13 protein-coding genes are annotated in these 15,817 nt (G+C 68.3%); 2 read left to right on the top strand and 11 right to left on the bottom strand.

Annotated elements, in window-relative coordinates:
• Positions 1-69 precede the first annotated feature (69 nt).
• From AC1RTO_RS05125 to AC1RTO_RS05110, 4 genes are all read right to left on the bottom strand, one after another.
• Entirely contained in the window at positions 70-1,419 is a 1,350-nt protein-coding gene (locus AC1RTO_RS05125; protein ID WP_493159793.1) for a sensor histidine kinase, read from the bottom strand.
• Positions 1,416-2,501, bottom strand: a complete 1,086-nt coding sequence (locus AC1RTO_RS05120; protein WP_493159792.1) for a hypothetical protein — start codon at positions 2,499-2,501, stop codon at positions 1,416-1,418. Before AC1RTO_RS05120 ends, AC1RTO_RS05125 begins: the two co-directional genes overlap by 4 nt.
• 35 nt (positions 2,502-2,536) lie before the next feature.
• Positions 2,537-3,718: a nucleotidyltransferase family protein gene (locus AC1RTO_RS05115; RefSeq protein ID WP_493159791.1), complete on the bottom strand. Its 1,182-nt coding sequence runs from the start codon at positions 3,716-3,718 to the stop codon at positions 2,537-2,539.
• 79 nt (positions 3,719-3,797) lie between these two features.
• Positions 3,798-4,088, bottom strand: a complete 291-nt coding sequence (locus tag AC1RTO_RS05110) for an Hpt domain-containing protein (RefSeq protein ID WP_493159790.1) — start codon at positions 4,086-4,088, stop codon at positions 3,798-3,800.
• A gap of 99 nt (positions 4,089-4,187) precedes the next feature.
• Between AC1RTO_RS05110 and AC1RTO_RS05105 the strand changes: the two genes are divergently transcribed.
• A complete protein-coding gene (locus AC1RTO_RS05105; protein ID WP_493159789.1) occupies positions 4,188-6,476 on the top strand; it encodes a hypothetical protein in 2,289 nt (762 codons plus the stop codon).
• A gap of 135 nt (positions 6,477-6,611) precedes the next feature.
• Complete coding sequence (locus tag AC1RTO_RS05100; protein WP_493159788.1) at positions 6,612-7,154, top strand: histidine phosphatase family protein; 543 nt, start codon at positions 6,612-6,614, stop codon at positions 7,152-7,154.
• A 54-nt stretch (positions 7,155-7,208) separates the two neighbouring features.
• On the opposite strand, the gene AC1RTO_RS05095 is transcribed toward AC1RTO_RS05100, so the two are convergent.
• From AC1RTO_RS05095 to nuoL, 7 genes are read right to left on the bottom strand one after another with little or no spacing between them, the layout of a single operon-like run.
• Positions 7,209-7,493 (bottom strand): DUF1467 family protein, encoded by a 285-nt coding sequence (locus tag AC1RTO_RS05095; protein WP_493159787.1) that lies wholly within the window; start codon positions 7,491-7,493, stop codon positions 7,209-7,211.
• Positions 7,494-7,500: 7 nt separating this feature from the next.
• Positions 7,501-9,156, bottom strand: coding sequence for a ribonuclease J (locus AC1RTO_RS05090; protein WP_293877209.1), 1,656 nt, complete (start codon positions 9,154-9,156; stop codon positions 7,501-7,503).
• Positions 9,157-9,214: 58 nt separating this feature from the next.
• On the bottom strand, positions 9,215-9,994 hold the full coding sequence (locus AC1RTO_RS05085) for a type III pantothenate kinase (protein WP_493159786.1): 780 nt from the start codon (positions 9,992-9,994) through the stop codon (positions 9,215-9,217).
• A gap of 10 nt (positions 9,995-10,004) precedes the next feature.
• Positions 10,005-10,703 (bottom strand): biotin--[acetyl-CoA-carboxylase] ligase, encoded by a 699-nt coding sequence (locus tag AC1RTO_RS05080; protein WP_493159785.1) that lies wholly within the window; start codon positions 10,701-10,703, stop codon positions 10,005-10,007.
• On the bottom strand, positions 10,700-12,154 hold the full coding sequence (nuoN, locus tag AC1RTO_RS05075; protein WP_493159784.1) for an NADH-quinone oxidoreductase subunit NuoN: 1,455 nt from the start codon (positions 12,152-12,154) through the stop codon (positions 10,700-10,702). The genes AC1RTO_RS05080 and nuoN overlap by 4 nt, the downstream gene beginning before the upstream one ends.
• On the bottom strand, positions 12,154-13,686 hold the full coding sequence (locus AC1RTO_RS05070) for an NADH-quinone oxidoreductase subunit M (RefSeq protein ID WP_493159783.1): 1,533 nt from the start codon (positions 13,684-13,686) through the stop codon (positions 12,154-12,156). The genes nuoN and AC1RTO_RS05070 overlap by 1 nt, the downstream gene beginning before the upstream one ends.
• Positions 13,683-15,812, bottom strand: a complete 2,130-nt coding sequence (gene nuoL, locus AC1RTO_RS05065) for an NADH-quinone oxidoreductase subunit L (RefSeq protein ID WP_493159782.1) — start codon at positions 15,810-15,812, stop codon at positions 13,683-13,685. The genes AC1RTO_RS05070 and nuoL overlap by 4 nt, the downstream gene beginning before the upstream one ends.
• Positions 15,813-15,817: the final 5 nt, after the last annotated feature.

Below are 15,817 nucleotides of genomic sequence, written 5' to 3'. Positions count from 1 at the left end.
AGCCGCTACCCCGGGCAACGCCCTCGGCTCAGTCAGTAGCGGGTGAGATGTCGCGCCGGCCGCAGAACCTCAAACCGGCAGCGTCAGCGTGAACCGCGCACCATCGCCCGGCACGCTTTCCACCGTCAGATCGCCCCCCATCGCCCGCGCCAGTCGCCGCGCGATATAGAGGCCGAGGCCGTTACCACCCGCCTCCGACGGATCGACCCGCTCGAACTTTTCGAAGATGCGTGCCTGATCCTCTGGCGCGATGCCCTTGCCCTGATCCGCGACGATCGCCTCCGCCCGGTCGCCCAGCCGGGTCGCGGTGACGGTCACCACGCCCCCTTCGGGCGAATAGCGGACGGCATTGCCGATCAGATTGACCATGATCTGCAACGCCCGGCGAAAGTCCCCCGACGCACCGACGCGCAGGTCGGGCAGCGGCCGGGCGATGGCGACACCGGCGTTGCCGGCCCGCACGGCGAGCAGCCCCGCGGCCCGGCGCGCGACATCGGCCAGATCGACCGCTTCCGGGATCAGCGCGAAATCCTCGCGTTCGACCGCCTGCAGATCGACCAGATCGTCGACCAATCCGAGCAGATGCCGCCCCGCATTGGCGATGTCGGAGGCATAAGCGACGTAATCCTGCTGGACGGGCCCCTCCGCCTCGGCATGGATCGTATCGGCATGGGCGATGATCCGCGCGAGCGGTGCGCGCAGCGCCTTGTCGAGGCCCCCGGTGAACGCGGCGGAGATCGCCGGAGCGGGCGGCTCGGCTGGCGCCGGTACGTCGGCGGCACGGGCGATCCCCGAAAGGCCGGCGAACTCGCCGCTCGCATCCTGTCTGACCTGCGCGGTCAGCAGCATCGGCGCGCCATCCGGGCGCAGCGTCGCCCGTTGCTCGCGCAGCGCCTTGCGCTGTGCGACGGCGGCGAGGATCGGCAGCGCGCCATCGCCCGCCGCATCCAGTGCGAACAGCGCGGTCAGGGGCTGTCCGAGCAGCGAAAAGGCGTCGATGCCGAGCCGCCGCGCGGGATCGATCGCGACGAAGGTCAGACGCAACGCGCCATCGGTTTCCCACGTCAGATCGCCGTCCTCGACCAACGGCGCGGCCGGAGCCGTCGCGACGAAGCGGGGGCGCACCTCGCGCCATCCGCTCACCGCCATGCGCAGACCGTCGCCCTCGGGCTGCACGCGCACCCAAAGGTCGAGGTCGGTGTCGAGATCGGCAACGGTCACCCCGCGCGATACGAGGATCCCGAGCCGCCGTGCCAGTCGCGCCACCGTCGCGAGTTGCGGGATCGCCAGCATCGCACCCGGCGCCCCGCCGGCATTGTCATTGAGCGCCATCAGTGCCGGGTCGGCGGTGAGCAGACGCCCGTCCGCATCCAGCGTCGCGTGACTGACCGGCAGGTCGGGAATGCCGTCCGCCCTCATCGCACCGCCTCCCGCGCGAGCGCGTCGATCGCCAGCCGCAAATCATGGTGCAGCGTCAGCGGGGCCAGCGCCGATCGCGCCGCCTCCGGCGCGATCGCGGCGATCGCATCGAGATCGTCGGCGAAGCTTTCGATATCGCGGCGCGGATCGGCATCGGCGAGCGCCAGCGCGATGCGCGCGATCGTCTGCCGGTCGAGATCGGCCGCGCGCAGCGCGAGCCACAGCCGGTCTCCTTCCGGTTCGAGCACGATCGCCCGCGCACCGGTGAAATCGAGATCGACGGCACGGCCCAGTACCGCGACGAACAGCAGCAGGCGCCGATCGCCGAGCGCGTCGACCAGCAGGTCGCCGAGTTCATCCGCCCGCGCATCGATGGCCGAGGCGAGGCGCATCGCGATCGCCTCCGGCCGCTGGCCTTCGTCGTGCGCGGCGAGGCTGCGCTGCGCCGCCTCGACGATCGCGCGATCCACCGCCGGATCTTCGCCACCCGCCGCGACCTGCCCCTCGCGGATCGAGGCGGCGACCCACCAGAGCAACTGGTGATGCAATTCTGCCGGCAACAGGCCCTGTTCGGCCGCGGACCGGCGACGGGCCTCGGCGGCGAGCAGCGCGCGCGCTGCGGCCGCGACGACGCCGTCGTCGACCTCGGCGAGGCGGACCAGCAGGCTCGCCTGCTCGCGCGCGGCCGCCGCGGCCGGCAGTTCGGCGGCGATCCGCTCGCACCGGACCTGCGCGATCAATTCGTCCATCAGCTGCCGGTCGCGCAGCAGGCCGGCGCGCGACAGGCGCCGCATCACGTCCTCATGCCCGCGCAGCAGCCGCTCCGCCTGCGCATCCGCGCCGTGCGCTGACAGCACGCGGGCGCCATGGCGGCGGATCGCGGTTTCGATTCCCTGCACCACCGCAGCGAGCACCCGCCCCAGATCGATCCGGGTGCGTTCGTCGAGGCGGCCGTCATCCGCGAGGAAGAAATCGGCGATCGCCCCGGTCAGGCGCGCGTCCGCCAGCCCGCCGAGCCGGCGTGCAGCGGTGATGCGTATGCCGAGCGCCTCGCGCTCCGCCTGTTCCGGTCCGACCGACATGGCCTGACGACTACCCTTCCATCATTAAGACAGCGCTAAGGCTGCCGCCGCAATCGTTCGATCGCGGCGGTCAATGTCGCGGCGGCATAGATCGCCGCCAGGCCCAGCCCGGCCACCGGCGCGGCGAACAGCGCGGCCAGCCATGTGCAGCCGAGGTAGGCAGGCGCACTGCCCCACCACAACCGGCGCGGCCGCGTGCCGAGCGCGCGTTCGCCGAGCACGGCGAGCAGCACGAGCCCGATCCCGAGGATCTCAGCCGCCCGGTCGCCGCTGAACTGCGTCGCCTGAAAGCCGTAGAGGATCGCCGCGCCCGCCGGCAGCAGCTTCGCCGACAGATCGAGCAGGCGCGCGCTGGCCGATTCGTCGCGCAGGTCGGCCAGCGTCGCGGCCAGCGACAGGCCGAGCGCGGCGAACAGCGTCAGCAGCAGCCCCGCCACGGGCTGATCGAACAGGGTCAGCGCCAGTCCGGCCACGCCGATCGCCCCGGCGCCGCCGGCGACCGCGGCCACCGGCACCGTCCGCGGCACCAGCAGAGGAATGACGGCACGCGCCAGCGGCGCGGTGACGAACCGTTCGAACCAGCCGTTGCGACCGGAGATCATCGCGGCCATCACCGTCCGGCCCCGCGCCTCGAGCGCCGCACCGGCATGGCCGACGCCATGACCGCCGCGCACGGCCTCCTGCGGCAACATCACGTGCACGGCTCGTGCCTGCGAGGCGAGACGGACCAGAGTCGATTGCACGTCGTAATCGCGCGGCATGACGGCGAGCTCGCCGAGCCGCGCGGGGTCGAGCCGCGCGACGCCCGCCCAGACCATGCCACTGCCGACGCGTTCGTAACCGCCGGTCGCCTGATCCTCCGGCATCACCAGCAGCGCATCGCCGCCCTCGCGCGCCAGTACCGCCAGTACGTCCTCGGTCGTGGTCAGTCCGTCGGCGAGCATCAGCACGCGGGCGAGCGGGTGCAGCTTCGCCGCCGCCTCCCCCGCGGTACGCACCGTGTCGACGGCGACGCCGCGCTTGCCGATGCGGCTGATCGCACCAAGCAGTTCGGGTGTCAGACGCGCGACGAGGATGACGATCTGCGACGCCCCCGCCGCGATCAGCAGGCGCGCCTGATATTCGATCAGGGTCACGCCGCCGAACGGCAGCGTGGCGGTCAACAGCGCGGGCCGATCGTCCGCATCGTGCATGGCGAAGAGAAGGCCGGCGAGCATCCCGCCGCTGTTAGGCGGTGATGCGGCCGATGCCTAGGTGATTACGAAGCCTCGCCCGAGCGATCGTGACGGTCCGCCGTCAGAGCCGGGCGACCGAGCGCCGCAGCTTCGCCAGGATCGCGCCGTCGTGCGGCAGGTCCGCCGCCTGCGCCGCCAGCGCCATCAGGCGCACCGCACCGAAGCTCGCCGCCAGCCCCTTCATTCGCGCCGCCGCCTCACGCCACGCATCGCGCCCATCGGCCGCCTCCATCGCCGCCAGCGCCCGCTGCGCGCTTTCGACGAACGCCAGCCGCAGCTCCGCGATCAGCGCGGGTTCGTCCCCCACTGCCGCGGCCAGTGCCGCATCGATCGCTCCCGGATCATAAGCCATGACGAGCCTGTAACGCGACGGTGCTTAACCAAGTGTTGCGGTTTCGCTTTATGGTGGGGGCGAAGCCGGTTAAGTTCGCCGCCGAAGAACGGGGGTTCCATGATAATCGACATGCGGGCGGAAGCCGCCGCACACAGCGACGTCCACGGTTATGGCGACCATCACGGGGTCGCCGCCGCCGATGCAGACGACGGCACGCATGTGTGGACCGAGGCGGTCGAGCCCGAGCCGGGTCGCACCAACGCCTGGATCGCACCGCTGATCGCGGTGCTGGTCTGCGTTGCCTGGCTGGGCGGCATGGCATGGATCGCCCGCGACCAGATCCCCCTGCTCGCCCCCGTCGCGCTTGTGCAGTTCCTCGCGGCACTCGCCGTCGTCCCGGCGCTGGTCGGCATCGTCTACCTGCTTGGCATGCGGACCAGTCGCCGCGAGGCGCGACGCTTCCGCGGTACCGCACAGGGCATGCGTGCCGAAGCGGCGAACCTCGAACGCACCGTGGCGCTGTTGTCGCGTTCGCTGGATGCCAACCGGCGCGAACTCGCGGGACAGATCGCCACGCTGATGGCGATGGGCGACGGCGCCAACGAGCGGCTGGCGGGGATCGGGCGTGGTCTGGCCGCGGAAATCGGTCAGGCCGACGCGCATGCGGGCGCGCTGTCGCGTGCGGCGGCCGACGCACAGGGCAGCCTCGGCGTGCTGCTCGCCTCGCTGCCGCGCGCGCATGCGGAGGTGGCGGAGGTCCAGCGCCTGCTCGACGATACCGGCCTGTCGGCGAGCGGCCATGCCGCCGCCCTGGAAGCGCAGCTCGCCGCACTCACCGAACGCGGCCGCGACGCCGATCTGGTCGCGGGCGGCGCCGCGCAGAAGCTCGCGGCGCATATCGCACGGATGGAAGCGACCAGCGAAACCGCCGGCGCACGGCTGGAGGCGGTGACCAGCGACATGTCGTCCGCGGTTGACGCGCTGCTCGGCCGCACCGCCGACGCCGTGGACGAGGCACGCAAGGGGATCGCCGCACAGGGTGATGCGATGCTCGCGATGCTGCGCGCCAACCAGGCGGCACTCGACAGTGCCGCGCGGGACAGCGCAGACGCCCTCGCCGAGCGGATCACCGCGGTGGAGGACGTGATCGACCGCGTCACCCTGCGGCTCGAGGGGCAGCGTTCGGCGAGCGATTCGCTGCTTGCCGGGCTCGACGCCGGGATCGGCCGGGTCGAGACGCGGCTGGACACGCTCCATACGCAGGGCGTCGAACGTTCGCAGCTGCTCGCCGCCTCGATCAGCGCGCTCGGTGGGTCGGCCGATGCGATGACCGAGGCCCTGCGCGCCGGCGACGCGATGGCGACGCGGACGATCGGGACGACCGAATCGCTGCTGATCGCGCTCGACGCCGCGGCACGCGAGATCGACGAGACCCTGCCCGACGCGCTGACCCGGCTCGACGCCAAGATCGCCGGCAGCAAGCAGGTGGTGATCGCGGCGAAGCCCGAGTTGCTCGCGCTGGTCACCGCGGCGGAGAGCACGCACGACGCGATCGAGGCGATCGCCGGTGTGATCGCCGAACAGCGGCGCACGCTCGATCAATTGTCGGGCACGCTGCTCCAGACGCTGACCGACGGGCGCGCCAAGGCGGATGCGCTCGGGATGATGGTCGACGAGACGATCGACCGCACGCACCGTTTCGCCGAAGAGGCCGCGCCGCGGCTGGTCGATGCGCTGCTCCGCGTCCGCGATACCGCCGCGGTGGCGGCGGACAAGGCGCGCGAGACGCTGGCAACCGTCATTCCCGATGCCGCCAGCCAGCTGGAGACGGCAAGCGCGGAGGCGATGCGCCGTGCGACCACCGACACGGTCGAGCGACAGGTGCGCGCGATCGCCGATGCCACCGGCCACGCCGTCGATGCCGCGACGCGGGCGACCGAACGGCTTTCGCATCAGGTACAGCAGATCCTCGACCAGACCGCGATCGTCGAAACGCGGATCGAGGATACGCGCACCGAGCGCGACGAGGCCGAACGCGACACCTTCGCGCGCCGGGCCTCGCTGTTGATCGAATCGCTTCACAGCGCCTCGATCGACATCACCAAGGCGTTCGCGCCGGAGGTATCGGACAGCGCCTGGGCGGCCTATCTGAAGGGCGATCGCGGCGTGTTCACGAGGCGCGCCGTGCGCGTGCTGGAGCCGGGCGATGCCCGCGACATCGCGCGGCTCTACGACGACGACACCGGCTTCCGCGAGGCGGTCAACCGCTACATCCACGATTTCGAGAGCATGCTCCGCACGATCCTCGCCCAGCGCGACGGCTCGCCGCTCAGCGTCACCTTGCTGTCGTCGGATATGGGCAAATTGTACGTGGCACTTGCGCAGGCGATCGAGCGGTTACGCTAATCGGACAGCCGCGGCGATGAGCCCCGTACCCCGTCGAGGCAACCGCAGCGACACGGGGGCCATCATGATCCCACGTTTCGCGAGAATCGGCTAGAACACCGGAATGGCTGTCTCTACTTCATCACCCACCCGGAGGTGGTGGTCGATGCGCGAAAGCCCGTCGAACGCTGGCACTTGAGCCCGTCCGGCATCGAGCGCATGCGCACCTTCTCCCGTTTGCCGAAACTCGCGGGTCTGCGTGCCATATGGTCGAGTACGGAAACGAAAGCGATCGAGGCGGCCGGCATACTGGCGGCGGTTTGGGGGCTTGGCGTATCCGTCTCCCAGGCGCTCGGCGAAAACGACCGAAGCGCGACGGGCTTTCTACCTCCGGCTGAATTCGAGCAGGTCGCGGATAGGTTCTTTGCGGAACCGGCAGTCGGCGTCCGCGGGTGGGAGCGGGCGGTCGACGCCCAGACGCGCGTTCACGACGCTGTCTCGCAAATTATCTCAGTGCATAATGGCGGCGACCTTGCGATCGTCGCCCATGGTGCGGTGGGTACGCTGCTGTTTTGCGCGCTGACGGGAAAGCCCATCAGCAGAACGTTCGACCAACCCTTCCAAGGACATTATTGGACTGCGCCGCTATCGAACCTCATACCGGTTACCGGCTGGCAACCGATCGCGCGACGATCGTAAAGCAGGCGGCGCACTCACGTGCGCCGAATGCCCTCACGCCGTCCGTAACGCGCCTCAGCCCTGATTGTAGACCGAGTCGCGGTTGAACAGGTCGAGCATCTGCGGCGTGACCCAGCCGAACCGGTAGTTGGCGACGAACAGCGCGAACAGAGCCGTCGCTACGATCGTCACCCGTAACGCAAGCCGGCCGAGCCGGAATTCGTGCGGTGCGCTCTCGGCCTGGCCGGCGACATAGTCGCCACCGGCCTCATCCGTGGTGCGCACGCCCCATGGCAGCACGAGGAACACCGAAAACGCCCAGAAGAGGACGTAGATCGCCAGCATCGACGTCCACTTCATGGCGGCGTCAGGCCTCGACGATCAATACGTCGACGATCGGCTTCTTGCCGGTCCAGCGCGTCGCGATACGACGGACGGCGAGGCGCACGTCCTCGCGACGCCGGTCGATCTCGCGCTTCTGGCCCTTCAGCGCCTCGGCGGCGGCATCGGCGGCGTCCTCGACGAAGGCGGCGCGATCTTCCTCGACCGGTACGCCGTTAACGCGGATCTGCGGCCGGCCGAGCGGCTGGCCATTGCGCCCGATCGCGACCGCGACCGAAATCTGGCCGTTGATCGCGAGCTTGCGGCGTTCGTTGATCGTCGAGCCGTCGGCGGGCAGGATCACGTCGCCGTCCAGCACGAGCCGGCCGACGCCGGCGTTGCCGATCTTCTCGGGCTTGCCGGGGATCAGGCGGATCACGTCGCCGTCGCTCTGCACCAGCGACTGCGGCACGCCCTCGGTCAGGGCGAAGCGGGCATGCTCCATCATGTGGCGCATCTCACCATGCACGGGGATCAGCGTCTGCGGGCGGATCCATTTGTACATCTGCGCGAGCTCAGGGCGACCCGGATGGCCGGAGACGTGCACATGCGCCTGGCGCTCGGTGATCATCACCACGCCCTTGCCCGCCAGCGTGTTCTGGATCTTGCCGATCGCGACCTCGTTGCCCGGGATCTGCTTGGACGAGAAGATCACCGTATCGCCCATGTCGAGCTTGATCGTGTGCGATCCGTCCGCCACGCGGGCCAGGGCAGCGCGCGGTTCGCCTTGGCCGCCGGTGGCGACGATCAGAATCTTGTTCTTGGGCAGGCGCATCGCCGTGTCGGGATCGACCGTGTCCGGGAAGTCGGTGAGGTAACCCGTCGCCTGCGCCACCTTCAGGATCCGGTCGAGCGAGCGGCCGGTGACGCACAATTTGCGCCCCGTCTCACGCGCGACCTGCCCGAGCGTGTGGAGGCGCGCGGCGTTGGAGGCGAAGGTGGTGACGAGCACGCGGCCCTTCGCCTTGGCGACCTGTTCGGCCAGCCCCTGCCGCACCGAAGCCTCGGAGCCCGACGCCTCCTTGTTGAAGACGTTGGTGGAATCGCAGACCAGCACGTCGACGCCGGCATCGCCGATCCGCGTCAGATGCTCGGCACTGACCGGCTTGCCGATCACCGGGGTCGGATCGAGCTTCCAGTCGCCGGTATGGAAGACGCGGCCGGCCTTGGTCTCGATGACGAGCGCATTGGGCTCGGGGATCGAGTGCGACAGTTCGACGAAGCTGACGCCGAACGGCCCGATCTGCACGCCGGCGACGCCGGTATCCTTGTTCGGCTGGATGACGCGCAGCTTGACGCGGTTGGCGTTGCCTTCCTCTTCCAGCTTGCCGCGGATCAGCCCTGCGGTGAACGGCGTCGCATAGAGCGGCACGCCGAGGTCCTCGGCCAGATACGGCAGCGCGCCGATATGATCCTCATGCCCGTGGGTCAGGACTATGCCGACGAGGTCGTCGATGCGATCCTCGATGAACGACAGGTCGGGCAGCACGATGTCGATGCCGGGATAGGCCGCATCGGCGAAGGTCACGCCGCAATCGACCATGAGCCATTTGCCGGCGTGGCCATAGAGATTGACGTTCATGCCGATCTCGCCGGAACCGCCGAGGGCGCAGAAGAGAAGCTCGTTGTTCTTAGGTGTCATTTATGTCTTTCAAGGAATATCGTGGCGCCCGCAGGCCGATTGATGGCGCGAGCGCGTCTCACTCGATATGGGCGTTTTGGTACATGATCGCCAGCCCCTGGATAGTCAGGTCCGGCTCGATGACGTCGAACACGTCGGTATGCTGTTCGAAGAGGGTGGCGAGGCCTCCGGTTGCGATGACTTTGGCAGGGCGGCCGATTTCCGCCTTCATCCGCGCGACCAGCCCTTCGATCATCGCGATATAGCCGAAATAGACGCCGATGGCCATCTGGTCGACGGTGTTGCGGCCGATGACGCTGTCGGTCGCCGGCGCCTCGATCGCGATGCGCGGCAGCTTGGCCGCGGCGCTGACGAGCGCGTCGAGCGACAGGTTGATGCCCGGTGCGATGATCCCGCCCTTGTAGGCTCCACTATAGTCGCTGACGTCGAAGGTGGTGGCGGTGCCGAAGTCGATGACGATCAGGTCGCCGTCGTGCAGCGCATGCGCCGCGATCGTGTTCACCGCACGGTCCGCGCCGAGGCTGGCGGGTTCGTCGACGTCGATGGTGATGCCCCATTCGACCGGCGCACGGCCGGCGATCAGCGCCTCCGTCCGGAAATACTTCTGCGCCAGCACCTGCAGATTATGGAGCGCGCGGGGCACGACGGTGGCGATGATGACCGCATCGATCCGGCCACGGTCATAGCCCTCGAGCGCGAGCAGCTGGCTGAGCCAGACCGCATATTCGTCCGCGGTCCGGCGCGGGTCCGTAGCGATACGCCAGCGCGCCTTGATGGTACGGCCCTCCACCAGCGCGAACACGACATTGGTGTTGCCGGCATCCACGGCGAGCAGCATCGTCAATCCTTCACAGGAGGAACACGTCGGCGGCGTGAATGACATGCCGTTGCCCCGACGCCAAGCGCAGGATCAGCGCGCCGTCGGCGTCGAGCCCGTCGAATAGGCCGTCATGCGTTCTGCCATCCGGCATCCGCGCGGTCAGTGCGGTGCCGACGGGATGCGCCGCGGCCAGCCATGCGGCGCGTACCGCGGCCAGCCCCTCGCCCCGCCAGCGCGCGAGCCATCGGGCGAAGGCCTCGGCCAGCACCTCGAGGAACGCGTCCGGGGCGACCGGCGCGCCATGGGCGGCAAGGCTGGTGGCCGGACGATCGGGAAGGTCGGGATGGTACGCCAGATTGACGCCGATTCCGATGACCACTGCATCGTCGCTGCGTTCGAGCAGGATGCCCGACAGCTTGGCGCCATCGCGCAGCAGATCGTTCGGCCATTTGAGTTGCGTGGCCACGCCAAACACCGCGACGGCGTCGTGGAGCGCGATCGCGGCGACCAGCGCCAGCGTCGCGGCGGGCGGATCACCCCGCCGCAGCCGGACGATCGTCGAGGCGGAGAGATTGCCGGGCGGCGCGGTCCACGCCCTGCCCTGCCGCCCGCGCCCGGCGGTCTGGCGTTCGGCGCGAAGCCAGAGCCCCTCCTCCCCGCCCTGCCGGGCGAGAAGGAGCATGTCCGCGTTGGTCGATCCCGTCTCCGCGACGGTGCGGATCGTCAAATCGCAGGGAACAGCGCGCGGGCGGCTGCCATCGTCCAGCCGCCGAGCAGCGGAATGGCGAGATAGCCGAGCGGCGAGACGAAGGCCGCGGTCAGGACGATCAGGCCACCCTCGACCGAGCTGTTGCCCTTGGGGAAGGCCGCTGCGGGTTCGTCGAAGTACATCGTCTTGACCACGCGCAGATAATAATAGGCACCGATCGTCGAGGCGGCGATACCGATCACCGCCAGCGGGAACAGGCCGGCCTGCACCGCGGCGTCGAACACCGCGAACTTGGCGTAGAAGCCGAACAACGGCGGGATGCCTGCGAGGCTGAACATGAAGATCGCGAGCGCCGCGGCGAGGCCGGGACGGGTCCGCGACATACCGGACAGTGCGACGATCTCCTCGACCGGCTGGCCCTCGTCATCGCGCATCTGCAGCACGACGAGGAACGAGCCGAGCGTCATCGCGACGTAGATCGTCATATAGACGAGCACACCCGACACGCCCTCGGGCGTTCCCGCGGCGAGGCCGACGAGCGCGAAGCCCACGTTGTTGATCGACGAATAGGCGAGCAGGCGCTTGATGTTGGTCTGGCCGATCGCCGCCACCGCACCCAACACGATCGAGGCGAGCGCGGCGAAGATCACGATCTGGCGCCACTGGTCGGTGGCCGGCCCCATCGCCTCGACCGCGACACGGACGGCGAGGCCCATCGCCGCAACCTTCGGCGCGGACGCAAAGAAGGCGGTGACCGGCGTCGGCGCGCCTTCGTAGACGTCGGGCGTCCACATGTGGAACGGCACCGCCGAAATCTTGAACGCGATCCCCGCGAAGACGAACACCAGACCGAACAACAGGCCAAGCGAATTGCCCTGCGCATAGGCCGCGGCGATGCCGCCGAACAGCGTCGTGCCCGAGAAGCCATACACCAGGCTGATACCGTAGAGCAGGATACCGCTGGCGAGCGCGCCGAGCACGAAATATTTGAGGCCCGCCTCAGCCGAGCGCGTGTCGCGGCGCATGAAGCTGGCGAGGACATAGGCCGACAGGCTCTGCAGTTCGAGGCCGACGTAGAGCGTCAGCAGATCGCTCGCCGATACCATCATGCCCATGCCGGCCGCCGACAGCAAGATCAGCACCGGATATTCCGGGCGCAGATCGTCGCCGCTGGTCCGCTGGAAGAAGTCCGGCGCCATCAGGATCGCGACCGCCGCGGCGATGAAGATCAGCACCTTGGCGAACGCCGCAAAGGCATCGGCCCGGTATAAGCCGTCGAAGGCGGAACCACCGTAGCTGGCGGGGCCGAGCAATGCGACGCCGGCACCGGCAAGGATCGCGACCGCGGTCCAGGACACCGCGCGCGTCGAGGCGGGGCCGCCCCAGGCGGACACCAGCATCAGGGCGACGGCACCCAGTCCGAGGATCACCTCGGGCAGGGTCATGGCGAGATTGGCGGCGTAATCCATCAGTGCGCTTGTCCGTGGGCGGCGGCGTGGGCCGCAGGTAGGGGCTTGCCGGCGGTCGGCTGCGAGTCGGACGGCGGGGTCGCACGGTCGATCCGGGCGAGCAGCACGCCGACATCCTTGCGCATCGGGCTGAGGAAGCTTTCGGGATAGACACCCATCCACAGCGCCACAGCGGCGATCGGCGCGAGCAGCCAGAGTTCGCGATGCGACAGGTCCTGCATCTCGCGCACGTCGTCCGACTTGATCTCACCGAAGACGACGCGGCGATACAGGTACAGCATATAGGCCGCGCCGAGGATGATGCTGGTCGTGCAGAGCAGTGCGATCCAGGTCGACACCTGATAGGTGCCCATCAGCGCCAAGAATTCGGCGACGAAGCCGCTGGTTCCCGGCAGGCCGATCGATGCCATGGTGAAGAACAGGAACAACAGCGCGTAGCGCGGCATGTTGATCGCGAGCCCGCCGTAACGGCTGATCTCACGCGTGTGCAGCCGGTCGTAGATGACGCCGACGCACAGGAACAGCGCGCCCGACACCAACCCGTGGCTGAGCATCATGATCATCGCACCCTCGATCCCCTGCCGGTTGAAGGCAAAGAGGCCGATGGTGACGATCGCCATGTGCGCGACCGACGAATAAGCGATGAGCTTCTTCATGTCGGCCTGCACCAGCGCGACGAGGCTGGTGTAGATCACCGCCACCGCCGACAGGCCGAAGATCAGCCAGGTCAGCTCGCCGCTCGCTTCCGGGAACATCGGCAGGCTGAAGCGCAGGAAGCCGTAGCCGCCGAGCTTGAGCAGCACGCCCGCCAGGATCACCGACCCCGCGGTCGGCGCCTGCACGTGCGCGTCGGGCAGCCAGGTGTGGACCGGCCACATCGGCATCTTCACCGCGAACGAGGCGAAGAAGGCAAGCCACAGCCAGGTCTGGACGCCGGCCGGGAAGTCATAGGCCTGCAGCGCCGGGATGCTCGACGTACCGGCGGTCTGCGCCATGTAGAGCATCGCGATGAGCATCAGCAGCGAGCCGAGCAGGGTGTACAGGAAGAACTTGTACGACGCGTAAATCCGGTTCGCGCCGCCCCAGATTCCGATGATGAGATACATCGGGATCAGGCCGGCTTCGAAGAACAGGTAGAAGAGGAACAGGTCCTGCGCCGCGAAGGTGCCGATCATCAGCGTTTCGGTGAGCAGGAACGCCGCCATATATTCCGGCACGCGGTTGGTCACCGACCGCCAGCTCGCCCCGATGCAGATCGGCATCAGGAAGACGCTGAGCATGATCAGCATCAGCGCGAAGCCGTCGATGCCGAGGTCCCAGCCGAAGAAGCCGAGCCGCGGGCCCTGCTCGACGAACTGCCACTGCGCGCCGCCGATGTCGTAATTCGCCCAGAGCAGCACGCCGAGGGCGAAATCGACCAGCGTGGCGGCCAGCGCGACCATGCGCGCGGTCGCCGCGGGGACGAACAGGCAGGCGATCGCTGCGACCGCAGGGATCAGCAGCATGATCGAAAGGATGGGCAGCCCGCTCATTGTGCGATCGCCCAAGTGACGACGGCGGTCAGACCGATCAGCATGACGAAGGCATAGGTATAGACATATCCGTTCTGGAGCCGGCCGGCGAGACGGCTGGAGAGCTGCACCACCCAGGCCGAACCATTCGGTCCGAACCGGTCGATCGTCTGCTCGTCACCCCGGTGCCACAACAGGCGGCCGATGGCGAAGGCGGGACGGACGAAGATAAGGTGATAGAGCTCGTCGAAATAATATTTGTGGACGAGGAAGCGGTACAGGACGCGGAACTGGTCCGCGACCGCGGCCGGGAAGCGTGGCGCCTTGATATAGGCATACCACGCCGTGCCGAGGCCGAGCAGCATCGCGATCGTCGCCGACAGTTTGATGATCGTCGGCACCTCATGCATCGCGTGCATCAGATGCTCGCGGAATGCGATGTCGCCCTTCCAGAAGGTCTCGCCCGCTTCCGGCTCGATGAAATAGCCGTGGAAGACGAAGCCCGCCGCGATCGCGCCGATCGACAGGAGGATCAGCGGCACCAGCATCGGCCACGGGCTCTCATGCGGGTGATAGCCGCCGGTGCCGGCGGGCAGATCCTGCTGCGACGCGCCATGCGTCGAGGGATGATCGCCGCTGTCCTCGGCCTTAGCCGGGCTGGCGTGCGCCTCGTCGGCATGATGCACGTCATGGCCGTGGCCGTGATCGTCATGGCCGTGATGGCCATGCGCATCGTGTAGCGCGTGCTGAATATGCTCGGAGGCCGCCCAGCGCGGCTTGCCCCAGAAGGTGAGGAACATCAGCCGCCACGAATAGAAGCTGGTAATGAGAGCGACGAGGACACCGACGAACCACACACCGGGTTCGCCCGCAGCCCAGCCGGCCTCGATGATCGCATCCTTCGAATGGAAGCCTGCGAAACCGATGCCGAGCGGGTTGCCGAACACCGCGGGCAGGCCGACGCCGGTGATCGCCAGCGTCCCCATCATCATGCCCCAGAAGGTCAGCGGGATGTTTTTCCTGAGGCCCCCGTAATAGCGCATGTCCTGCTCGTGATGCATCGCATGGATCACCGAACCGGCACCGAGGAACAGCAGCGCCTTGAAGAAGGCATGCGTGAACAGGTGGAACATCGCCGCGCCATAGGCGCCGACGCCCGCGGCGAAGAACATGTAGCCGAGCTGCGAGCAGGTCGAATAGGCGATAACGCGCTTGATGTCGGTCTGCACCATGCCGACGGTCGCGGCGAACAGGCAGGTCGCGGCGCCGACGAACATGACGACATGCAGCGCGGCCGGCGAGGTTTCGAACATCGGCGACAGGCGGCAGACCATGAAGACGCCGGCGGTGACCATCGTCGCGGCGTGGATCAGCGCCGACACCGGGGTCGGGCCTTCCATCGCGTCGGGCAGCCAGGTGTGCAGGCCGAGCTGCGCCGACTTGCCCATCGCGCCGACGAACAGCAGCAGGCACAGCACGGTCATCGTATCGACGCGCATGCCGAGGAAGCCGATCGTCGAACCGGTCATACCCGGGGCGGCGGCGAGGATCGCGGGGATCGAGACGGTGCCGAACACCAGGAAGGTGCCGAAGATACCGAGCATGAAGCCGAGATCGCCGACGCGATTGACGACGAACGCCTTGATCGCGGCGGCATTGGCCGACGGCTTGCGGAACCAGAACCCGATCAACAGGTAGCTGGCGAGGCCGACGCCTTCCCAGCCGAAGAACATCTGCACCAGCGTGTCGGCCGTCACGAGCATCAGCATCGCGAAGGTGAACAGCGACAGATAGGCGAAGAAGCGCGGCTGATCCGGGTCCTCGCTCATATAGCCCCAGCTATAGAGGTGGACGAGCGCCGACACGCTGGTGATGACCACCAGCATGATCGCGGTCAGCTGATCGACGCGCAGGCTCCAATCGACCGCCATGTCGCCGCTGACGATCCAGGTCAGCACCGGCACGACGCTCGCCGTGTGGGTGCCGGCGAGGAAGCCGAGGAAGATCGGCCACGACAGCAGGCACGATGCGAACAGGGCGCCGGTCGTGATGACCTTCGCCGGGACGACGCCCAATGCCCTGTTGCCGAGCCCGGCGACGATCGCGGCGAGCAGCGGCAGGAATACGATGAAGAGGATGGAGGTCACCGGTA

The sequence above is a fragment of the Sphingomonas sp. GW821-FHT10F09 genome (assembly GCF_058809195.1).
The sequence above is the reverse complement of the archived record's forward strand: the minus strand, read 5'-3'. Positions and strand labels throughout refer to the sequence as shown.